Annotated in this window: 14 protein-coding genes; 10 read left to right on the top strand and 4 right to left on the bottom strand. The window is 47.3% G+C overall.

Annotated features, from left to right (window positions below; all coding sequences use genetic code 11):
• Nucleotides 1-173: 173 nt before the first annotated feature.
• Complete coding sequence (acs, locus tag F1593_RS15780; RefSeq protein ID WP_149402526.1) at nt 174-2,114, bottom strand: acetate--CoA ligase; 1,941 nt, start codon at nt 2,112-2,114, stop codon at nt 174-176.
• 771 nt (nt 2,115-2,885) lie between these two features.
• On the opposite strand from acs, the gene F1593_RS15775 reads away from it, so the two are divergent.
• The 5 genes from F1593_RS15775 to F1593_RS15755 all read left to right on the top strand — a co-directional run bounded on the left by F1593_RS15775 (nt 2,886) and on the right by F1593_RS15755 (nt 10,539).
• Complete coding sequence (locus F1593_RS15775; RefSeq protein WP_149402525.1) at nt 2,886-3,560, top strand: Chromate resistance protein ChrB; 675 nt, start codon at nt 2,886-2,888, stop codon at nt 3,558-3,560.
• A 571-nt stretch (nt 3,561-4,131) separates the two neighbouring features.
• Nucleotides 4,132-7,242: a DEAD/DEAH box helicase gene (locus tag F1593_RS15770; protein ID WP_149402524.1), complete on the top strand. Its 3,111-nt coding sequence runs from the start codon at nt 4,132-4,134 to the stop codon at nt 7,240-7,242.
• A 3-nt stretch (nt 7,243-7,245) separates the two neighbouring features.
• Nucleotides 7,246-8,169, top strand: a complete 924-nt coding sequence (locus tag F1593_RS15765) for an SWIM zinc finger family protein (protein WP_149402523.1) — start codon at nt 7,246-7,248, stop codon at nt 8,167-8,169.
• A gap of 178 nt (nt 8,170-8,347) precedes the next feature.
• Nucleotides 8,348-8,935 carry an RNA polymerase sigma factor gene (locus F1593_RS15760; RefSeq protein WP_149402522.1) on the top strand — a complete coding sequence of 196 codons (588 nt, stop codon included), beginning with the start codon at nt 8,348-8,350 and terminating at the stop codon, nt 8,933-8,935.
• Nucleotides 8,935-10,539, top strand: coding sequence for a hypothetical protein (locus F1593_RS15755; RefSeq protein ID WP_149402521.1), 1,605 nt, complete (start codon nt 8,935-8,937; stop codon nt 10,537-10,539). Before F1593_RS15760 ends, F1593_RS15755 begins: the two co-directional genes overlap by 1 nt.
• Nucleotides 10,540-10,613: 74 nt before the next feature.
• Here the strand turns inward: F1593_RS15755 and F1593_RS15750 are convergent, their stop codons facing one another.
• A complete protein-coding gene (locus tag F1593_RS15750; protein ID WP_308483044.1) occupies nt 10,614-15,134 on the bottom strand; it encodes a DUF6788 family protein in 4,521 nt (1,506 codons plus the stop codon).
• 435 nt (nt 15,135-15,569) lie between these two features.
• Between F1593_RS15750 and F1593_RS15745 the strand changes: the two genes are divergently transcribed.
• From F1593_RS15745 to F1593_RS15735, 3 genes are all read left to right on the top strand, one after another.
• Entirely contained in the window at nt 15,570-16,655 is a 1,086-nt protein-coding gene (locus F1593_RS15745; protein WP_149402519.1) for an FTR1 family iron permease, read from the top strand.
• A 166-nt stretch (nt 16,656-16,821) separates the two neighbouring features.
• Nucleotides 16,822-19,131 (top strand): SF1B family DNA helicase RecD2, encoded by a 2,310-nt coding sequence (gene recD2 / locus F1593_RS15740; RefSeq protein WP_149402518.1) that lies wholly within the window; start codon nt 16,822-16,824, stop codon nt 19,129-19,131.
• 230 nt (nt 19,132-19,361) lie between these two features.
• Nucleotides 19,362-19,784: an iron-sulfur cluster assembly scaffold protein gene (locus F1593_RS15735; RefSeq protein ID WP_149402517.1), complete on the top strand. Its 423-nt coding sequence runs from the start codon at nt 19,362-19,364 to the stop codon at nt 19,782-19,784.
• 92 nt (nt 19,785-19,876) lie between these two features.
• On the opposite strand, the gene F1593_RS15730 is transcribed toward F1593_RS15735, so the two are convergent.
• Both F1593_RS15730 and F1593_RS15725 read right to left on the bottom strand, forming a co-directional pair.
• Nucleotides 19,877-20,503, bottom strand: coding sequence for a uracil-DNA glycosylase family protein (locus F1593_RS15730; RefSeq protein ID WP_172632152.1), 627 nt, complete (start codon nt 20,501-20,503; stop codon nt 19,877-19,879).
• Entirely contained in the window at nt 20,475-21,101 is a 627-nt protein-coding gene (locus F1593_RS15725; protein WP_172632151.1) for a flavin reductase family protein, read from the bottom strand. The genes F1593_RS15730 and F1593_RS15725 overlap by 29 nt, the downstream gene beginning before the upstream one ends.
• A 429-nt stretch (nt 21,102-21,530) precedes the next feature.
• On the opposite strand from F1593_RS15725, the gene F1593_RS15720 reads away from it, so the two are divergent.
• On the top strand, nt 21,531-22,601 hold the full coding sequence (locus F1593_RS15720; RefSeq protein ID WP_216368879.1) for a FecCD family ABC transporter permease: 1,071 nt from the start codon (nt 21,531-21,533) through the stop codon (nt 22,599-22,601).
• Between the two features lie 50 nt (nt 22,602-22,651).
• Nucleotides 22,652-23,971 carry an ABC transporter ATP-binding protein gene (locus tag F1593_RS15715; protein WP_172632150.1) on the top strand — a complete coding sequence of 440 codons (1,320 nt, stop codon included), beginning with the start codon at nt 22,652-22,654 and terminating at the stop codon, nt 23,969-23,971.
• Nucleotides 23,972-23,985: the final 14 nt, after the last annotated feature.

The following is a 23,985-nucleotide window of genomic DNA, read 5'->3' as shown; positions in this document are numbered from 1 at the left end:
GGAGACGGAGAGCCAGGCTGGAAAACCCTCTGGAAAGGTTGGCTATACATCCAAACGCTTGTAGAAGGAATTCACCTGGCTTCTGAACTCACACTTGAATAGAAATATGTGGGTAACAGACAGCAGTTTCTGTCAGCCCGCTTTGTGCTCAGGTGAAAGTTTCCCGGCCAGGATTAAGAATCCAGGGTACTGATATCGCCGATGGGTTCACCCAGTTCACGTGCTCGAATGACGCGGCGCATAATTTTACCAGAGCGTGTCTTCGGGAGACTGGGAGTAAACTCTAGTTCTTCGGGTACCGCCAGCGCGCCAACGGTCGTACGAACATGTAATTTGAGTTCTTTTGCCAGTTCCTCGGATGGTTCAATGCCATTCTTGAGAATGACGAAGACCTTAACATGCTCACCTTTGAGCTCATCTGGCTTGCCAATGGCTGCCACTTCAGCAACCGCTGGATGGCTAACCAGACTGGATTCGATTTCCATTGATCCCAGGCGATGTCCACTGACTTTAATGACATCATCTACGCGGCCCTGCACGCGAATATAGCCATGGTTATCGATTGTCGCTGCATCTCCGGCGAAATAGACGTTTGGTAACGTATCCCAGTAGGTCTGATAACGTGCGGGATCTTTATAAATAGTACGCATCAGACTCGGCCATGGATGGCGGATAACCAGGAAACCACCTTTGCCCAATCCAACGGAGTTGCCATTTTTATCGACCACATCGGCTTCAATCGTAGGTAACGGCCGTGTGGCGCTCCCCGGTTTTAAGGGCTGAATGATGGTTGGACTGATCAGTATTGAACCTGTCTCGGTCTGCCACCAGGTATCCATGATAGGCAGTGTATCGTGTCCAATATTATGGCGATACCACATCCAGGCTTCTGGATTGATCGGCTCGCCGACTGAACCCAGGAGACGTAAATGAGAAAGATCGTGTTTTGCTGGCCATTCTTCTCCAAAGCGCATCAGACCACGAATACCCGTCGGAGAGGTATAGAGAATTGAAACGTTGAAGCGTTCTGCGACACCCCACCAACGATCAGGTTTTGGATAGGATGGTGTCCCTTCAAAGAGGACACTTGTGACGCCATTCATCAATGGGCCATAAATGATATAGCTATGCCCGGTGACCCAGCCTACATCAGCGGTACACCAATACACATCGTCATCCTTAATATCGAAGACGAACTTTGTAGTGGCATAGGTGCCGACCGCGTAACCGGCCTGGACATGGACGATGCCCTTTGGTTTACCAGTACTGCCACTGGTGTAGAGGATATAGAGAGGGTCCTCGCTATCCATTGGCTCACAAGGCACCACGGTGTCCACTGGTACGTCAGTCAGGAGATCATGCCAGTAAATATCACGTCCCTTTTGCATGGGCACATCGAGGTTCTGGTGATTGAAAACAACCACTTTTTCAATTGTCGGGGTCTCAGACACTGCCTCATCTGCAATGTGTTTCAGTTGGATGAGTTTCCCGCCACGATAGTTGCCATCCGCTGTAATCACCACTTTTGCTTCGGCATCAATAATGCGATCGCGTAAGGCACTGGCAGCAAAACCGCCGAAAACCACCGTATGAACAGCTCCCAGACGAGCTACCGCGAGTACCGCAACGATCTGCTCTAACACTGCTGGCATGTAAATAGCGACGCGATCACCCTTCTGCACCCCAATATTTTGTAGACCCTTTGCCATGCGGTTCGTTTCGATATACAACTGCTCATACGTAATGCTGCGTGTATCGCCATTATCCCCCTCCCAATGGAAGGCTACTTTGTGGCGTATGGGAGTATCCATATAGCGGTCGAGGCAGTTGTAGACAATATTAAATTTGCCACCGACAAACCATTTGAAGAATGGTTTCGTCGTCCACTCAAATGTTGTCTGCCATGGTTCAAACCAGTGCAGCTCTTTTGCCATATCATCCCAGAACTCAAAGCGATTATCCAATGACCACTTGTAAAATGCCTCGTAGTCTTCGAATCCCTTGCTTTTCATGTATGCGGTGATATTTGCGTTGGCAACCATCTCTGGGGTAGGGGGAAAAATACGTTCTTCAGATAGAATTGAATCCGTGTCTTGGAAAAGATTATTACTCATGCCGATATATCCTCCTCAATACAAATGGACTGTGTGGAGACTTTCCGGGCCAACTACTTCATTGTAGAACAGTGGCATTACAGTTTCAATGTCCATGTCCGCTATAGATTTGTTATCTACGGGGGGATGAAGTATCTACTTACTTTTCATATTTTTGATTTTGTTTGCCATCTAATATTGTCCACTCTAATTATATGAAATGAAGCAGGCTTTAGAAAGGGTTTTGGTGATGAATTTAGCTGTTATGCTAAGAAAGTTTAGAATCTCATCTTATATTGCGGTCTTTTGAGCCGTCTCTTTTATAAAGAGGTCGTTGCCGCGTTCCATAGCTACCATGGCTACCATGGCTACCATTAAAATACGAAATATTCATGTGAAATTTCAAAAAAGCTGAGTGTAGCACATGGTATAGTATGAGTGTCAGAAAGGATGTGCAGGAGATTTATAGAACTAGCATGTTTTGCTCATGCTTTGCAACTGCTGTTGCATTTTTTCGTCATCTTTTCCTTCCATTTCAGGATATGGATAATATACTTTTTTGTACGAAAAAAAAGTTATCCTTCGCAGTTAACCAGTTGCTATGATAGAGCTACATGAGCGGTTGAACAGCTCAGATGACCTTCTGTTCTGAGTAGTTGCTGGGTATGATCTTTGATCTGAAGCGAGCTCCAGGAACGCTTGACTTCGCTTCTTTCTTTAGAGTACGATAGCAGTGATTAGTAACGCTTGATACAGAGACTATACGTTTGTTTCTAGTGGGAGTAAACACGTATGCAAGAGCATGGAGTGATGCGTTGGCTACAATTAACTTATCGAGTACCGAGCGAACCGTCTCAAAAACGCGTATGGGTCTGGCGACGGCTACAAAATCTTGGTGCCTATGCTTTGCAGAATTCCGTGTATTTATTGCCACATTCCGATGAGGTCGAAAAGCATTTTCGCCAGCTGGCTAATGATATTCATGAAATGGGCGGTGAAGCGAGTATTTTTTCGGTGGTTGCGCTGGATGTGGAGGATGAGCAACGCATCCTCAAGGCGCTACTGGATTGTCGGAATGCTGATTACAATAAAGCTGTGGATGCCTGTGCTCGTCTCTTAAGTAAGGCTGTGACACTGGTTGAGCAGCAGGAGTGGAATGAGGAACTGCATATTGAGTTTTCGGAGACGCTAGAAAAAGTTCATACCTCTTTCCGCACCGCGAAACGACACGATGTGTTAGGCTCCTACACTGCCATTGCACGCGCTTCAGCAGCCGAGGCCATCGCCCTCTGTGAGCAAGCCGTGCGCCTCTTACAGGGGCGAGAGTTTGTGAAGACACGCAGATTGTTAGACATGAATTACGAATGGGTCTATCTTCCGAAAGAAGTTGATGAAACCTCCTCTCCCTGTGAAGAGCGGACTCAGTTGTCAGATGAGGCTGAATCTCCTCATCTGGCGCATTCGTAGCTTGTCTGGTTATATGGAGTGTTACTTTTATCAAGAAAATGTAAGGATATAGTCATTTGGTATGATTCTGCTGGCTGATTCCTGGTATTTTGTGCCTTGATAGTGTACACTCAAAATAACTACAACTAGAAACTTCTTCAAACCGTATATACTGTAGTTATAAATGTTGTGTAAGTAGGTCACCCTCCTACTTTATCATATCAGGGGGAAGGACAATGCAAAGATCCTACCAAGATCGCAGATCAAGTGGTGCAAAAGCTATCGCAATCGATGAGAAAGCTATACACGCTAAATATCGTCTTTATATGTTACTTTCTCTCCTTTCTTCTGCTGGATTCGCTCTTGCCCTCCACCTTATCTTTGGACATTGATAAGCACGAAGAACGAATTGGCCATCAAGAAACGTCAGCTATAGTGGGTTGACGTTTTTTGTTGTCAGCCCCCATCCTTTTGGATGCCGCTGATTGTGAGCGAGAAAGGATAGGATGTGATATGCAAACAAAAAGAATATCCGATCAAGTAATGAGAGGCATTGTCTTACTCACCATTTACAGATGACAAAGTGATAAAAATGTTTGTTGTGCATGCTTTTTGGGATACGTTGGAAGAAGAGGGGCGCATTCATCTCTGGGCAGAGTCGTCTGCAATGGCTGCCGCGAGATCACGTACCTCACGAAAACGACAGAATACTGTTGAACTTCCTTCCCATCCTTTTACACTTTCTTCTGCTGATTTAAAAGCACTGCTTCCTGGTATTCTGGATAGCGGTGAGCCTGCTCGTGCGACGCTCCGATTACCCACTGGGAAAACCGGCCCGCTTTCGTCGCCGGAGTTACTATTAGATGAACCATTAGCACCTTCATCTGCGGTAACATTACAGTCCTGGCAGATCGATACACTGACTTATACTGTGGGACAGGCTTTCAATTTGCTGCTTGCTTATCCACAGGCTCAGCTTGCTGGTGTACTGCCTGGCAGTTCGCTGCGCTTCTGGCAAGAAGTTTCCTATTTTGCCTTTGATTTGATCACGCGGGAATGCTATGTGCCAGGTTTTCAGTTAAGTCCCAGCCGGGACCATGGGAAAGCTTGTTGGCGTATACATCTGGGACAGGCCGAGACTGCGCGACTCCATCTTCTGACAAAGGCTATGCCACCAGTGTGCTGGTCGTTTTTGCCACCAGGGACGTATGATGCCGGGCTCATACAGAATCTCATTCTTGCTTTTCTCAATCACTGTGTAAATGCTTATGTACGCAAAGCATTAAGTGCTGACAAACGTCTGGCACAATTGTTATCCTCTGCAAGTACTCAGCTGGCTCAACGCTGGCTGGCAGCGTTGGTTTCCTCCCAATCCACGCTTGAGGCTCAAGCAGACGTGCTTGTTCCTTTTGCTGAACAGCTACAGCGCTGGCTGGAACCAGAGCGTGTTTTTTCATCCAATGCCTCTTTCCGTACCTGCTTTAAATTAGAAACCCCTCCTGAGAATAATCCTTCCTTGAAGGATACCTGGACGCTGCATTTTTATTTACAGTCACGAGATGATCCCAGCCTGTTAGTCGCAGCCGAGCAAGTCTGGCGCGAACGTTCCTCCAAACTTACCCTCTCAAAGCATGCCATTCAATTGCCCCAGGAGCTCTTGCTCGAAGATTTGGGGCGTGCAGTACGTTTATTTCCCTTGCTGGAGCAGGGTATGAAACAAGCCCGCCCTACTGCGCTCTTATTGAATACAGAACAGGCTTATCATTTTTTGTGTGAGAGCGCTCCTCTGTTGGAGGAACGCGGCTTTGGGGTCCTGGTGCCATCCTGGTGGCAAAAGCGTGGTCGCATCAAAGCACGTCTGCGCATTCAATCACCATCTGGCGCAACGATCTCTTCGGGTCTGATGGGCATGGAAAGTATCATGAATTACGATTGGCAAATTGCTATTGGCGAGCAGACTCTCTCCTTAACTGCTTTCCAACAACTCGTCAATTTAAAGTTGCCTCTGATCAATGTCCGTGGGGAATGGGTTGAGTTTAATCCTGATGATATCAAAAAAGCGCTGACGCTTTTTGATAAAAATGGTAGGCAGCGGGAAATATCTTTGAATGATATCCTGCATGCTCGTCTGGCCGATGAGCATACACTATCTGGTGGCCTGGCAGAGGAGGTTGAGGCCCAGGGATGGATCAACGATGTGCTTGAACGCCTGGAACAGCGTATTCCTTTAGCCAATATTCCTGTTCCTGTCACATTTTCGGGAAAATTACGATGTTATCAAGAGAAGGGTGTTTCGTGGTTGACCTTTTTGCGGCAGTGCGGATTTGGTGGATGTCTGGCCGATGATATGGGGATGGGCAAGACCATTCAAATTATCGCCAGCCTGTTGCACGAACGTGAAGGAGCCGATAGTTCCTCCCGACAACCGGCTTTAATTATTTGTCCGATGTCAGTAGTAGGAAACTGGCAACATGAAGTGCAGCGTTTTGCCCCTTCACTATCGGTGATGGTACACCATGGGCTTGAGCGTTTTACTGGCTCGGATTTTGCAGACGAGGTGCGCAAGCATACTCTGGTGATTACAACCTATGCACTGGCATTGCGTGATCAGGAACAGTTATCAGAAATTCAGTGGGATAGCATAATTCTGGATGAGGCACAAAATATTAAAAATGAAGGAGCCAGACAGACACAGGCCATTAAGGCTTTGCGTGGGAACCATCGCGTTGCCCTTACGGGGACGCCAGTCGAGAATCGTTTGTCTGAACTCTGGTCCATTATGGATTTTTTGAATCCTGGCTATCTGGGATCAAATACTGCTTTCCGTAAGCAATTTGCCTGGCCGATTGAGCGTTCACATGATCCTGAGCGGTCGGCTGCTCTGCGACGTTTAATTCAACCGTTTGTGCTGCGCCGCCTGAAGACTGATAAAGATATCATTCAAGATTTGCCAGAGAAAATGGAGATGAAGGTGTACTGTAATCTCACTCGCGAACAGGCATCTTTGTATGAAGCGGTCGTCCAGGATATGATGGAGAAAATTGAGCATGCGGATGGGATAGAGCGTAAAGGTCTTATTCTGGCAACCCTGACCAGATTGAAGCAGGTTTGTAATCATCCGGCTCAGTATTTGAGCGATCATAGCCGTCTGGTTGCTCGCTCAGGGAAGTTGGAACGTCTGCGTGAGATGCTAGAGGAGGTGTTGTCTGAGGGAGATAAGGCGTTAATCTTTACACAATATGCCGAGATGGGTGGTTTATTACGACAATATTTGCAGGAAACGTTAGGGGTTGAGACGCTTTTCTTACATGGAGGGACAACGAAGAAACAACGCGATCAACTGGTACAACGTTTTCAGGAAGAACGGCGTGGTGTGCCGCTCTTTATTCTCTCGTTGAAGGCTGGTGGTGTCGGATTGAATCTGACGGCTGCCAACCATGTGTTCCATTTTGACCGCTGGTGGAATCCCGCTGTTGAGAACCAGGCAACGGATCGAGCTTTTCGTATCGGACAGCAAAAAAACGTTCAGGTCCATAAATTTATCTGTCAGGGCACCATGGAAGAGCGTATTGATCAATTGATAGAACAAAAACGCGCTCTGGCAGAGCAAATTGTCGGTAGTGGAGAAAATTGGTTAACTGAATTATCTACTGATCAGTTAGTGGAGTTGTTTACTCTGGATCGGGCTGCAATTGTGGAGTAGATTATGGGTGATGATTACGATACACATGATGGCGTCAATTGGGATTATTATTCTTATGGGAAGCCAAGGAAAGTCGCCGGTGGCATAAAAACTAGGAACGAACGTGGGGCGATTGGATCAACATGGTGGTCCAGGCGTTGGTTAGCCTCGCTGGAAGCTCTTGGCATGGGAACACGTCTGACTCGCGGACGGAGTTATGCTCGTCAGGGACAAGTTCTCTCTATCGATGTGCAGTCAGGTAGTGTGCATGCTCGCGTGCAGGGATCGCTGCGTACCCCTTATAAGATCGAAATACGCCTGACCCCATTTACTGAAGCACAGTGGTCCAGGGTAACAACTGAACTGGCCTCACAGGCTATCTTTGCCGCCCGGTTGTTGGCAGGAGAGATGCCTCAGGATATTGAGTCGATTTTTCAAGTGGTGAACCTGCCATTATTTCCTACCGCGCAACAGGATCTGAGAACCAGTTGTTCGTGTCCTGATTGGGCCAATCCTTGTAAACACATTGCAGCCGTCTATTACATTATGGCCGAGCAGTTTGATGATGATCCCTTTGTGCTCTTTACCCTGCGGGGTCATACAAAAGAGCAGGTGTTGCAGGACTTACGTGCCAGGCGTATTGAGAAGGCCGAGCCTGCGCATCAGGATGAAGCTCAGTCTCTTGAGGGAGCAGTTTCACTCGCTGAAACTGCTCCTCTGGACCTGGATACCTATCTGGATGCCTTCTGGCGCATGGGTGATGATTTGATTAGTGTGAGTGCCAGCTCACAGACAGCCAACGCGGAGCACGTTGGATCAACCTTATTAAGACGGTCAGGAGATGCGCCTCTGTCAGTAAAAAAGCAAAACCTTGTTACTTTCTTATTACAGATGTATGATAGTGTACAAAGTGTAGTAGAACGTGAAAGCAACCAGCCAGATTTGTGATTAATCAATAAAAATGTGAACTATTTCATATTTTTATTGTAAAAAAAAGTACATACTAAGAGATATATGTGCTTATTGTTATAAAAAAAGACCTTTCTGATGAGACAAAAACTGTGAGTTTTGTATTATTCTTTGTAGGGGACTGAATTCAGCAACTCTACGTGGGCAACAGGATTAAATGAATGTAGTGGAAAATGAGGCCCAGCTAGTGAGCGAGGCTTGCCATGGCTCACTGACAGCTTTTGAGTCTCTGGTCAAGTTGTATGAGCCGCGCATCAGGCGCATGATTTATGGTATGACTCAGGATGTCCAATTAACGCAAGATATTTGTCAGGATACTTTCCTGGCAGCGTATCGGGCTTTACCTCGTATGGAGGGAAAAGAATTGCGTTTTGCTCCCTGGCTTTACCGTATTGCGCTTAATCTGGTGCGTAGTGAATGGCGACACCACAAACATATCAAGATGGTCCCATTCCCCACGCCACAGGGAAATGATGATACTGCCTTTGATGAGCAGGGGGAAGATTTCCTGGTCAGCGATGAGCAATTTGAAGAGGGCGTTGTTCAGCGTGAACTGGTACGCCGTGTCCTGGCACAATTGCCGGAGTCTTCTGTTACCTGTTTGTTGCTAGATGCTGAAGGTTTCTCATACAATGAAATTGCGGAAACGCTCCAAGATTCACTGTCTGCTGTGCGCAGCCGGCTATCGCGTGCCCGGCACGCGTTTCAACGCATATACAATCGTCTCGATCAGGAAGGAAGTTGATGAAGGATAGGTATCCTGACCTCTATAGTTCTAGTTTTCCATTATGCGCGCAGAGTGCCAGATGCATCCAAATGCTTGCTGAACTTGATGCTTTGCAATATGCTTCAGGTGGGATATCTGGAAATTATAATGAGAATTCGCAAGATAGTAAACAAATCATGCAACTGGCAGAACATGTGCATTTTTGTCCAACCTGCCAGAAGGCGCTGGCTGTCGCCCGTAAGACACAAGATTGGCAACGGCATATATTGCACAATGTTCTGATTGAAGATGAAGTCAGCGTACCTTCGACAACTTCCTCAATTCTGGAGTCGCTGCGTGCTGAGCCACTGCCAGATGCATTCACACCTCACAAAGTGTTTCCTGCTATTCATACTCCTCTGCATACTGATATATGGGAAAAGAATTTGCGTGAGGAAGGTACTGCTCCAATGTATGGGCACTCCAAATGGAGTGTCATTTCAGCGCTGACAGTAGCAGTGGTACTCGTAATTGCTTCATTGCAAATTTTCACTCATGCGGAAAATATCGCCTTTACCCAAAATCCATCCAGTAATGTGGCAAAGCGACCGGTGGCTGCAACAGCCCTATCGGCATCGGTACGTACAACTACATCGTTACATAAGGATAAAAATTGGTCTTCTGTCCTGATGGCGTATCATTCGATGGATGGAAAACGGTTGATTGTGGATAACTACAATCTATCAGCCAGGAAATCGACGCAACTCTTGTCCTCTTCACCCACTACCGTCGTGGACGGAGTGTCACACGCAGGGGATGATTTTGTGTATCACGCATATGATCAAGTGCGCCAGCAGACAATCTATGTCTTGCTTTCCGGTTCACGTTATTCTTTTCCAGGTCGTGGCCTCAATGCAATCTGGTCAACTGATGATACAAGTCTTTTTGTGGCAAGGGAAGATGGCTTACTCTGGAAAGTGAATGTGAAAGATCAGCATGCTTCTCAGATCAAACATTTCGGTGCTATCAGAATTGATAAATTGGCTTTTTACCGTAACCATTTTCTGTATTATGTGTACCAGAAAACTTTATATCGTATCAATGTTGATATTGTCGGAAGCCAGGTAGAAGCCATTGTCTTTAATGCCTCATCCATGACCTTTTGGATGGATCCGGTTTCTGAAAATATCTATTATGTCAAAGGTATCGGTGTCCACAAAAAAGTGTATGTACACCAGTCTTATAAATATCCTGTACAAGATTTTTCCTTGCATCTGGATGGAACGCCAATCGGATATACAAAAGAGGCGTCAAATATGTGGTCATTACTGTATGTTGACTGGGAGGAGGATACTGCTCGCTTCACTATTAAAAAGGCCTCTTCAAAGCAGCCAGTACTTGAAGCTATTGTAGATGATGGTACACAGGAGCTTTGCTATGGCACAATGATCATTGGATCTGTTTGTGATGATAGTATTGCATTGTCCCCAACTGGCACTGGCATGGTGGTTGGTGGGATGAGCGCAGGACATACCTATCAGCTCTGGTCTGTTGACCTCTCTACGAAGACACGTCGTGTGTTTTCTATTGCCCCCGGGCAGGGTTTTGTTCAATTGATTGGATGGGATAAACTGGCTGCTTGAGCCGCTGTGCTGACCTTGCTCACAGTGCTGTCTATTGTTTATATATCTCGTCCACTATTCCTTGCAACACAGGTTCAAGAGATTACTTGTGCTGTATATGAATTACTGTAACTTGCCAGCAACTGCTCTGTTGTAGCCAGATCAATAGTTGCATGGCATTCTTTGAAAATTAGGCGCGCATCGTGTAGGTAGCGTAAGCCCTGTTGATAATTGGTAGTATACCCGGTCCTGTTGTTTTGTCCGTGTGTATTCTGTTGCAACAATAAGGCACCATAGTAGTGAAGCGTACGCGCGTAATCAAGTTTTAGGCCATGTTGCTGGCAGATCTGGATTGCTTCCTGAAAGTAATAGCTGGCCTGTTGGGGGTGCTCCTGGGCCATATAGATGCGCCCAAGCAGGCGGTAAGCTCGCTCAATAATACGAGTTGTCTCGTGTCCCTGTGCATCTTTGAGCGTCTGCTGTGCAATCTCCTGTGCACGGTCGAGATCTCCTAACAGGAAATGCACGAGGGCAAGTAGATGTTTTCCATCGATAAGGTTTTCTATCTCGATGCCGTCCAATGCAATCGAACGCTGCAGCGTTGTTTTGGCGCGTGTCAGTAGTCTCTGTTGGTATTGATGGCGTTCGTTTTCATCCGTTATCCGTTGCGTAGCGAAACATTGAGTAATGCGTAGGTCTGCCAGACCAATCAAGGCATAGCGGATGCAGCGTTGGTTCTTAATGGCACGGCTGATGTTTAAGGCGTGCAGGATACTATTTACCGCTTCTGGTATTTTTCCCATATCTGTTTGCACAGAGGCCAATGCAATGTTACTCCAACTGATGCGTTCACGATCATTGATACGCTTGGCCAGACTCAGGCTTTGTGTAAACCAGGTTTCTGCTTCCTGTAAGGCTCCTGAGCGTTGAGCCACATCTCCTAAATTGTGGGTGACAAAAGTTATATTGGGTATATCGCTGCTCCGTTCCGCTAATTCTAATGAGCGTTTCATATAGGTCCGTGCGGCATCGTGGGCCCCTTTCAGGATGTTGACGGCTCCAAGGTTGCCACAGAGGCGAGCCATTTCTGAAATGAGCTCACTCTGCTCATAAATAGCCAGCGCTGTATGTAGATGTTCCAGCGCGCTATTTACTTCACCCAGACTGGCGGCGACAATACCCAGGCGTTCGTGGGCATAGCCGATTTCAAGTGGATTTCCGGTTAAAGCCCGCTCAATACGTGAGAGTGGATAATCGGCAGGTTGTTCAGCATGTGGCGTCAAGATGTTTTGATGATGGGATATCTGTTTCTGTTTCGCATAGTTTTTATTCCCTTCCAGGGAGGAAGTCAACGGGGTATGGACAATACCTTCAAGCATGATGAGGGCTTCTTGTAAATAGCGGCGAGCTTGATGGTAATCGCCTTCCAAACGGAGCAGAGCTCCATATTGGAGATGGAGACAGGCCCAGGCGGCACCATTGGATATACCTGCCTGCACCATGGCTTCTTTTCCTCGTTCATAACAGAGATACGCCTGTTCATATTCACTGGTAAAGGTCCAGGTATTGCCAATTTCCCGCCAGAGCAAACTTTGAATCTGGGCTTCTTTTTTTCTCAAATCTTCTCTTGCGTTAACTGGAAGGGATGCATAGATATGTTGCTGGAAACGGTTACTGGTGCGTAAAGCAAGGATATATTCATAGACCTGCCGGCCTAACGCAAAATCACCCAGAATAGTGCCACATTCAGCAACCAGCTCCAGTATGTGGCAGAGCTTCAAGGGCGCTGTGAAGGGCAACTGGTCAACATCACGTTTGATGATATGCTGAATATCTTGATGTACATCTGGATGTGTGGAGGTATAGAGCTGTTCGTCATTGGTCAGTGCTTGAAAGACTTGTACATAATATTGTTGTGCTTCTGTATACGCTGCCAGGGTATAAGCTTGATTCCCGGCCAATTCGGCATAGTATGCCAATGTAGCGGCATCACCACCACCTTTGTTTAGATGGTAGACAATCATCGCCGCTTTTTTCTCTGGTTGATTGATCGTGGTTGTTTTGATAGTTTCAGCAATCCGCCGATGGAGTTGGGCCCGACGCGCCGCCGAGAGTCGGCTATAGAGGTGGCTAATAATGAGTGGATGCCAGAAATGATAGTGAATATTCGCTCCTGTTCCTTCTTCGATAAGCAGGCCCGCGTTAAGCGCCTCTTCTAGCAAATCGAGGACGGTATCTTCATCATACTCGGTTGCCAGAGGGAGTAGCTGGCGTAGTTCGAATGAGCCACCAATCACGGCGACTTTCCCTAGCAATTGTTGGCATCCACTGCTCAGTCTACCCAGGCGACGTTCCAGCACAGCTGCGATGCCCTCTGGGAGCGATATGGTGGGATCGACATAGTCGCGATCTGTCTGGTTTGCAACATCATTCTGTCGCGAATGGGGATAGGAAGTGGGAGATGTGCTGCTATAAAGCGAACTGCCAGGCACCCTTTTCTCAACTGCTTCTGTTTGATCAGTCTCTTCTGGATAAGAGGACCCAATGTAGCGAGCAAGTTCTTCAGCAAAAAAAGGATTACCAGATGCCTGTGATTGAATACTTTGGACAATATCCTGTGGCAAATAGGAGACCATCGTCCCAATCTGAGTATGGGTAAGAGGCAACACTGGAACGATGGTAATCGCCTGTTCGCGTTGTAGATCTGAGATCAATGAACGAAGTTTATGTTGTGGGGCAAGCTCGCCTTCACGACACGTTCCAATAAGCAAAATGCAGTGATCCTGGAGATGATGAATGAGATAGGTCAGTAGATCAATACTGCTATCATCCGCCCAATGCAGATCATCAAGTACTAATAATAGTGGGCGTTGCTTACTAAATGTACTGATGAGTCCAAGTGCGGCCTCCCAGAGATGAATGCGTTCCTGTTCATGGGAAATGGCAAGTGGTGATTTCGTATTTGTCCCGGCCTGATTGATAATCTCGAGATCCGGCAGAAAGGCACTTAAACGGTCCAGCTTGAGTGAAGATTTTGTCAGTTCCTGAAGTATCGTGTCCTCTCTAGGATGATTGACCAGTTCCTTGAAGGCTGCAGTACTCTTAAAAAGGGTACGTAACAGGTCGGTCCAGGGATGATAGGGGATGGAACTTTCCTGTTCATAGGAGCGGCTCCAGGCTACGGTCCAACCAAGCTTATAGGCTTCAAGGCTCAGCTCTTCTGCCAGTCTGGTCTTTCCTATGCCTGATTCACCACGCAGTAAGACAAAGTGTGTATGGCGCGGCCGTGATGTTGAGGCAGCCTGGACGTTTTGAGATACAAATGGATCTTTTGCTTTAGCGATGGGATATGCGCTTTCCATTGCATGTGTATATTTTTCTAAATCGTGCATGACCTGAAGAAGCGTCTGGAATTCATGTTCACGCCCAATAAGAGGACTTTGATTATGGCGTCCTAATTGAAATATCGGTCTGGTAAAAGAGAGTTCTGGCTGAGCGTGAACATCTTGTAGCGGAGTGGGGGATGCTCTCTGGGCCGTTTCATCTTTGAATGTTTCAATCTTTAAAGGTTCACTTTTGGGAGGAGTGTGGGTATAAAGGGCTGGTATGTGCCCTCGGCGTAGCTTTTCATATAGTTCTGTCGTTTCTGGTAATGGCTCACTCTCTTCTTCGCGCGCAAGCATTGCCTCATATTGACGATAGACCTGTAGTGCTTCACCACGGCGGTCACGTTGTGTCAGGAGCATCATCAAATGTTGGAGAGCTGTTTCGTTGGTAGAATCAGCAGCACGCAGGCGATCCAGCGTTTCAATGGCGCTGGCGTATTCTTCATGATGGGCCTGACTCTGTGCCAGATTGAGTAAGAGGCCTACCCAGGCTCGATGTAAGGCGTCGCGACGTATAGTGGCCCATTCTGCATAGAGCTCTTCAAGAAAATAGCTGCCACGGTAAAGCGCTGCAGCCTCCTCCTGTAATTGCCGGCTGCGCACTGGATCCGTTGAGGTATCTGCTTCCTTGATTAATAGCTCAAATGCTTCTGCATCGACCCAGATCTGGTTCGCATTGGCAAGTTCAAGCACATCGCGTTCCAGGCGTAGCAATTGTGAATTGGCGGGACGTGTGAGATCTGGTTCCAGCATTTGTCTTAGTTCGTGGACAGCACCATTAAGCCGATTGGCCGCAATATCGACATCCAGGTCGGGCCAGAGCAGATTCATGACCTGTTCGCGGCCCAGACGCCTATTCGGACTACTGAGCAGACAACCAAGAAGGGCGCGTGCGCGACGGCGATGCCAGAGCCGACCATCGACCCCCTGCCATTCTTCAGACGTGCTTTTTCGCTCAATGCGGAACTGACCGAGAAGGTAGACACGGAGCACAGGAGTTACATCTTGTGGAGAAAGCGTTGCTGTATTAAGTGTTAAAGATTGGTCTTTTTGTGCATTTTCAGGTAATTGAATGCCGATGTACTTACTAACAGTACGTCCATTTTCACTCCAGTACGCGTACCAGTATGGCCCATGTCCGGAGCCTTCTTTACATTTACGGCAGCGTTGTTTTCCGCAGCGTGTAAATTGCTGGCGATAGGTAACTTTTCCAATCATATTTTTGCCTATCTGCCTTATTGAGACAAATCCTACATAAGAAGAAAGTGTAAATGGTGATCTTTCACATTATAACCTAGTCTTTTAGTGGCTACAATAGCCTGACCCATCTACTCTAGAAAGTATACTATATTGCAGGACGTGTTTTAACCAAAATGACATCCAATCCAGAGGAATACAACGCTAAATGTCGACTGAATTTTCCCCTCTATGATCTTGACTATCTATGGCACAGCATGCTAATATCCTAGTAGAGTACTAGGATATTAGTAGTGCCTAATAGTGGTGCTGGGTGGAATGCTACCAGTTTTGTAGGTAGGTATATTAGCACAAACTGAATAAACTCTATCCTTTGGATAGGCCTATTTGCATAGAGGATGTAGCAGGTTATAAATCTATAGCATGTGTTACGTCGAGGATTAATTTGGTTGAGAGGAATAGATTGATATGGCGAGCAGCCCTCTGAAGCAGCCATCAAAGAAGAGCACATGGCTCAGTATTTTGAAGATTCTCCTGTGTGTGGCTGGACTGATTGTGGTCGGCGTCCTTGTCTGGCAAGGAATTGTCGCGTCTGGGAATCCTGATCCGTTGACTCCTCATTTGGATCGAAACGCAGTGATTGTCAATACGGGTATTCTCGTATTTCGTGAAGGGCTTGAAGCTATCCTGGTTTTGTCCGCCCTTACTGCAAGCCTCGTTAAAGCGAATACTGAGTACCGCAAGCCAATTGCGGCGGGATCAGGGATTGGATTTCTTGCGACGATTGCCACCTGGTTTATCGCGATTGCCATTTTAAGTGCTGTCAGTGCACCGGCATTAGATATTCAGGCTGCGACGGGTCTCTTAGCGATTGTTGTGTTGCTTGTTGTTATGAACTGGTTCTTCCATAAATTTTATTGGACCGGTTGGATTTCAATGCATAACAAGCGCCGCCGCTCCTTGATGCAGAATGCTAATGAAGATCGTTCGGGCACTACCTTTGGATTGGCGCTGCTCGGTTTTTCAGCGATGTATCGTGAAGGCTTTGAGGTCGTTCTTTTCTTGCAGAGCCTGCGCTTGCAGGTTGGATCGCAGGTGGTGTTAGAGGGTGTCGCCGTTGGTTTATTCTTCACGGCCATTGTTGGTATCCTGACGTTTATGGCGCATCACAAGTTGCCCTATAAAAAGATGCTTGTGCTGACTGGCGTGATGCTGGGCGTTGTCTTGATCGTGATGGTTGGTGAAAGCATCCAGGAGATGCAGTTGGCCCACTGGATTTCCACGACTCCAATAAATGTTCCTATTCCAGGCTGGATGGGATTATGGTTCGCGGTATTCCCCAATGTTGAGTCTTTAATTGCTCAGGCCATTGCAGCAATTGCTGTGATCGGCTCATATGTTATGGCTGAATATCAGCGTAGCTGGCGTCCACGTATCGAGTCGAATAAGATTGCTGCACAACAGGCGGCCGACCAAAAAGCTGCGACAGAATTAACTTCCGATATCCTTCCCGATGTATCAAAGGATGTGGTTGTTCTCAACAAAAGAAGCTAAACATAAAAATCATAGAGGCAGGTTCCAGATTGGAGCCCGCCTTTTCTCCTGGCTGTTTCGCAGGCCGGAAGGGCCGGATGGTGAGTTCGACGGCGCTAGCTGTCCTATGTTATGATAGACGGGTATTATTTATTCCCTTGATTTGTTTTGTGTGGAATGCTGTTATATGCCAAAGCTTGAAGGTTCAGTTGAAAATATCGTTTTTCACAATGAAGAAAATCAGTATACGGTTGCTCGCTTTCGTTTGAATGATCGAGGGCGTCTTTTTCGTGATGATTTAACCACTATTGTTGGTGTCTTGCCAGGGGTGCATCCGGGAGAGTTGTTGTCGGTAGAAGGTGAGTGGGAGAGTGATTCGCGTTACGGTCGCCAGTTGCGTGTGGAGAGCTTTGTGCAGCGCCTCCCAGCCTCGACGGATGGTATGATCCGCTATTTAGGTTCTGGTTTGATCAAAGGTATCGGGCCAAAGAAGGCTCAGGCGATTGTTGATCACTTCGGCGAGCAGACATTAGCTATTATTGAGCAGCAACCTGAAATGTTACGTCAGGTGAAGGGGATTAGCTCGAAAGATAGCGAGCGCATTGAGAAAGCCTGGTTAGAGCAGTCAGATATCAAAGAACTCCATCTTTTCTTGCAGTCTCATGATGTATCGGTAAATGTAGCAACACGTGTATACAAACAATATGGCCGCGAATCCATTCGAGTTGTTCGTGAAAATCCCTATCAACTGGCCCAGGAGGTACAAGGGATTGGCTTCCGCACGGCTGATGATATTGCGGTGAAATTAGGCTTGCCCCACGATAGCATACCGCGCCTGGCGAGCGGATTAAAATATGTGCTCACGCGAGCGGCAAACGACGATGGACATTGTTTTCTGTTGGAAGATGATTTGCTTCAGCGTGCCTCGCATATCCTTCAGGTACCACAGGAGACCCTGCAAGCAGCGATGGAGCAATTGCATTCAGAACAGGATGTGTTTATTGAGCCAGTCCCTTCATCGATTTCGGCTGCTCAGATTGGCCCTGCCGATCTTACTCCTGCAGTAGAGGTACATGATCAAGGAATGGGAGATACTCCGGCTTCCAGGCAGCAATTGCGCATTTATTATGGCCCTTTCTGGTATGCCGAGAATGGATCAATGCGCCTTCTGCGTATTTTGCAACGCTCGCCAAGCAGTTTGCCTCCCACGTCTCAGAAGCAATGGGAGATCGTTTTCAATCGTCTCAAAGAACTCCGCCATATGGAATTGACTGATCGCCAACGTGAGGCTGTACAGGTTGCTTATCAGCAGAAGGTTTCGATCCTCACGGGTGGCCCCGGTACGGGTAAATCTACCTCCTTACGTGCCTTGTTGATGTTATTGCGGACGCGCAAAGTGGATTTTGCCCTGGCAGCCCCTACTGGTCGGGCCGCCAAACGTATGACCGAAGCTACCGGAGTACAGGCAAAAACACTGCATCGTTTATTAGAATATGCTCCCCATGATAATAGCTATCAACGCAACGAAGATAATCCTTTGCCCTATCAATTTGTGATTGTGGATGAGTTTTCGATGGTGGATATTTTGCTGTTTTATAACTTGCTCAAAGCGCTGCCGCATACTGCACATATCTTGCTTGTGGGCGATGCCGATCAACTGCCATCCGTGGGACCTGGAAATGTTTTACGGGATCTGTTGCGAAGCGAAGCCCTGCCAGCCGTGCGCTTGATGGATCTTTTTCGTCAGGCCAGGCAAAGTCAAATCATTGTTACCGCGCATCAAATTAATAGTGGTATTGTGCCTGGTTTAAAGAGTGCAGCCAGCAGCGATTTCTTTTTTATGCGTGAGGATGATCCCTATCGTGCCCAGCAATTGATTGTCGATCTGGTACAAAAACGCTTACCAGCGAGATATCATTTTAATGCGATCTCAGATATTCAGGTGCTGGCTCCAATGTATAAGGGGGCGGTCGGTGTGGAGCTTTTGAATCAGTGTTTGCAGGCTCAGCTCAATCCCAATGCAGTGGCGCGAGTTGAGTGGGCCGACCGTCTTTTCTGTATTGGAGACAAGGTCATGCAGACGAAGAACAATTATGATAAGGGTGTCTTCAATGGGGATGTCGGTTTTATTCGTCGCATTGACAAAGAGAATCTCATCGTCAATGTCGAGTTTGCTGAAGAGGCTGGACCCTTGCTGGTCGAATATGCCTTTCATGAACTGGATGAATTGGTGCTGGCATACGCTGTCACTGTTCATAAGAGCCAGGGGAGTGAATATCCGGCGGTAGTTTTACCGTTGGTGCGTGAGCATCATATGTTACTGCAGCGTAATTTGCTCTACACAGCAATTACGCGTGCCAAACGCTTTTGCGTGCTGGTTGGTCAACCTGCTGCGTTAGAATATGCGATACAGAATGATCGTGTGGCCTGGCGCAATACCGGATTGGCGGAACGACTCATACAAATTGGGCATGCCACAGTACAGTTGCCTGGTTAAATGGAGTGTTTAATGATCAGCTATGGAATAAGCCAATGCATGTAGCGTGTTTACTTAGTAGGTAAAGTATGATGTAGTATATCTGACTGATTATGAGCAGTAGCGATGTCTGGATATTGGCAAAAACCAGAAGCTACGTCGATCGAATGAGTCACATGCTATAATGTGGGACGGAGTGGGGCGCACGTCATTTGAGCCCTTATTACTACATCCTCCAAAGGGGAGAGAATATGAATCGCCAAGAAGCTATTGATTTTCTGTTGGATCATTATGAGAATCCACGCAATCAGGGAGAAATTGAACATCCCGATGTTAATTTGAATGGTGGCAATCCCGGTTGCGCGGATGTTATTTCTATGCAGGCTCGCTTCGGAGAAGATGGTAAGCTCGCTGAAATCGCCTGGGATGGTGAGGGTTGTACTATCAGTCGGGCTGCAGCTTCATATGTTACTGAAATGGTCCAGGGATTAAGCCCGGCAGAGATTGAGAATATCACCTTTGAGGATCTCATGAACCAGCTTGGGCGCGAAGTAGTGATGACACGTCCTACCTGTGCGACTCTGGCATTGGGCACTCTGAAGAAGGGCGTCCATGAATATGATATGCGCCAGCGTGCTGATAATGCTGATTATTCTGATACCCATCAGCATTAATCTATTCTTCTAACAGACATCTTTAATGCGGATGACATGTTGATCCTCTGCTAGTGCATGTGCATCCTGGAAGCCGCGTTAATGGTATTTCATCATAAATTGTAGCGATTGCGCCAGTGAGCAAGGATATGTAATGCCTGCTGGTGCAATTTTTTGTGTTCGGGATCATTGAGCCAGCGGCTAACCCCTGAGGGATGTGGCAGAGGTAAGTAATAGGTATCCTGGCGCTTTTGATAGGTGCCAACGCAATGTTCGAGGGTTGTTTTGCCTAAAAATGCTTCGATGGCCATAGTCCCAACCAGCAGTACTATTTGGGGATGCAGTAGGAGCAGTTCTGCATCAAGATAGGGACGGCAAAGAGCCATTTCAGCAGGGGATGGCTTGCGGTCTCCATTGCCACGGATATTGGGACCAGGGTCACAACGAGTGAGTGAACTTAAGTAGGTGTGCTCATGCAGATAGCCAGCCGGGAATCCCGCCATCTCTAACCACGTTTGTAAGATACGTCCAGCTGGTCCACTGAATGGCAAATCTTGCTCAACTGAACGATGTCCAGGTGCCTGTCCGATTACCATTATGCGGTTGGTAGCTTGTCCACTTACAATTGGATGTGCGACGGGTATATATCCCTGTTGCTGGCAAAGTTGGCATGTGCGAATGCGTTGTTGTAATTTATGTAAGGAGCGCGTTTTACCGGCCTCTGGCTGGCTCTTCAACATGTTTCTCCTGGTTTTCTTCCAGGCTGGGTTCATGAAATTGGGATTCTAAATGGCGATATTGCCCTGCGTAATAGAGCAGAGGATTATCATCTTCTTGTCCAATAGGGCCATTAAAACCAGGAATTTCCTCGCCTGCTTGCCCATGGTCATCTACAAATGCTGCTTGATCAGCCATGCCGATTGCTTCAACCTGGCCGATGAAAATCACATGATCTCCGGCTGGATATTCTGCCACAATACGAGCATCGACAAATGCCAACACATCATCAATTACTGGTGCGCCAGTTGAGGCTGTATGATATGGGGCATGGCAGAAATGCTCAAAACGTTCGGAGCTGTTGGTTGCGAAGCCGCGAGACCATTGTTCCTGTTGGGCTGTCAGTATATTGACTGCGAAGATATTACTCTCACGGAAAAGAGGAAGGGTGGTACTCCTTGTATCAATACAGATAAGAACAAGTGGTGGATTAAGAGAAACAGAACAGAATGAATTCACGGTAAGTCCAGCGAGAACCCCTTGACTGCTCGTCGTAACAACCGTCACGCCAGTAGTAAAGCGGCCCATCACTTGCCGAAAAAGTGCTTTTTCAATTGCCATAGTATATAATCCTTCACGTGGAAGATAGGAAAACGTAGAAACGCCATTGGCTCCCCTGTGAACGCTGTGGCTGGTTCCATCCCCCTGCTGCTCACACATCATAGTATGCCAGGGCGACTACTCAATAATAAAAGTATCATCCTTTCTTGTATCAGTGTCAACTGGCCTTCTGTACAGGTTCAGGTGGTGATTATCTCTGCCAATTGGGCTACACTGGTTGATAGCCTCTCTCTATTGGGTCTGAGCGCTAAGCAGGCGCTTCCGCTACTCTCTTTTCTTGACTTTATGTATGAGTGCCGATATACTCTGGTAAAGTTTAAAGTTAATAGCGTCTTCATCTGTTGACCCGCTTTGAGTGGGCAGAATAGGGAAGGATGAAGGGCTCACCTTCCTTCGCGCTTTTGAATTATAAAGTGAGCGTTTCTGTATATGAAGATGGTAATCAGGCCTGCACGTCGTCTTGCCACGCCGGTTGTATTTGTATTTTTAATTGTCGCGCTTCTGGTGACAATGCTGGTTGCAATCAGTTTTGGTTCTGTCTCTATTCCTTTTTTGACAATTATACAAATTGTATTAAATAATACTGGAATATTTCATTTTTTTGCGTATTGGGATCCAGTTTTGGCGATTATCCTGCTCCAGGTGCGTTTACCTGTAGTACTGGGTGCTGCTCTGGTTGGTGCAGCTCTTGCAGTTGCCGGTGCCTTGTTTCAAGGTATGCTACGAAATCCTCTGGCCGATCCTTATTTGATCGGCACCTCTTCCGGCGCCGCGCTTGGCGCGACGATTGCCTTTGTCTTGCCTTTTGATACCGTCTATGGCACCTTCTTTTCTTTGACTCCTGTTCTGGCGTTTATAGGCGCTTTGCTAACAGTCCTGCTGGTGTATGCTCTGGCTCGTTCTAATCAACAGACACCAGTAGTAATGTTATTATTGGCTGGTGTAGTAGTAAATGCACTTTTGACGGCATGTCAGACGCTAATCTTAAATCTCTGGCCCTCCGATAATTTTGGACGTATTTTAGGCTTATTTAACTGGCTTTCCGGTGGTATTGCCCTGGTGGGTTGGGGACCGTTGGGTCTGGTAGCTGTGATAGTTCTCCTCTCTCTTTGTGGCGCAATGGCTCTGGGAAGAGTATTGGACGTTTTCGCATTAGGAGAAGAGGCGGCTGCCCATTTAGGCTTACCTGTTGAACTATCAAAGTTTCTGATTGTGATAGTTGCTTCTTTATTAACTGCAGCAGCCGTCTCAATTAGCGGTTTAATCGGCTTTGTTGGCCTGGTGACACCACATCTCATGAGACTCTTACTTGGACCGCGCCATCGTATTTTGATACCAGCTTCCGCGCTGGCCGGGGCTATTTTTATGATACTGGCGGATCTTCTGGCCCGCAGTGTACTGGCTCCAACGGTGCTCCCTGTCGGTATTTTTACGGCCCTGGTAGGAGGTCCTTTTTTTCTCTTCCTCTTACGAAACAATAAGCGGGAATATAAATGGTAGAAAAGTTGATCGCAACTTGGGGCCAATCCCCTTTGCTCCAGGTGCAGCATGTGACATTTGGTTATACGCAGCAGCAGGTGTTACTCTATGATGTCTCAATGCAGGTGCTGGCGGGAGAATTTATTGGACTGCTGGGACCTAATGGTTCGGGAAAAACGACGTTGTTGCGTCTCCTGAGCGGTGTTTTAACGCCTCAGCAGGGCCAGGTCTTACTTGAGGGTCGGGCACTCTCTCAATGGAAGCAGCGTCAGGTGGCTCGACGTGTCGCGGTCGTGCCACAGGAATTGCATATGCCATTCGATTTTACGGTTGAGCATATGGTAAGCCTTGGGAGGACACCATTTATCTCCTCATTTTGGGGTTCACGCCAGTCCCAGGATCAAGCTATTATACAGGATGCTATGCAGGTAACCGGTGTTTCCTCTCTGGCGGGACGGGTTTTTAATGAGTTGAGTGGTGGTGAGCGTCAGCGTGTAACGATAGCCATGGCGCTGGCCCAGCAACCATTGGCGTTGCTGCTAGATGAGCCGACTTCTCATCTGGATATCAAGTATCAGATTGAGACATTAGAACTGGTACAGCGACTGAATCGTGAACGTGGAGTAACGGTGCTTGCCGCAATGCACGATTTGAATCTGGCAGCTCGCTATTTTCCGCGCCTCTTGCTATTTCAACGCGGTGTGGTCGCTGATGCCAGCCCGGCAGAAGTGCTAGAGCCTGATTTATTGAGTCGTGTCTATGGTATTCAGGTACGGGTAGGTATTTTACGAGGCTCTGAACATCTCAGTGTATTGCCACCTACCCTGGTTGATGTGCCGGTGACATTGGAACATGAGCCGTTCCCTATGGTGCATGTAATCGCAGGTGGTGGCTCTGGCGCGTTAATGATGCGTGCGCTGGCCGATGCGCAAATCCCTTTTAGTGCTGGGGCTTTACACATTGGGGATAGTGATCATGCACTGGCCTTGCGTCTCGCACGAGAAGTGCTCACTGAGCAGCCTTATGCTCCCATCTCTCCAGAGATATTACAACAAGTCCATGATCGACTACAGCAAGTCTCGCTTTTAATTGTATGTCCTACTGCTATTGGGCCTGGAAACCTTGGCTTACTCCAGGAAGCAGTGCAAGCAGCGCGGCGCGGTTTAGCTGTAATTTTAGTCACTGAACCCTCACAGACCGACTGTGTTTCTGATATTTCTACCTTGCCATCCTTATCTGTTGGTGAATTGGCAGCATTTAAGGCTCGTGATTATACAGGCGGATTGGGATTTCAATGTATTGAAGCATTATTGCAAGCCGGTGCTATTGTTACTACCTCTGTTGCCTCTTCTCTTAATGAAGTAAAAAAGCATGTCGTCGTGTCTCATTAATCACAGTAGGAATA

The organism is Dictyobacter arantiisoli (genome assembly GCF_008326305.1).
In the GTDB taxonomy this organism is placed as follows: domain Bacteria; phylum Chloroflexota; class Ktedonobacteria; order Ktedonobacterales; family Ktedonobacteraceae; genus Dictyobacter; species Dictyobacter arantiisoli.
The sequence above is the reverse complement of the archived record's forward strand: the minus strand, read 5'-3'. Positions and strand labels throughout refer to the sequence as shown.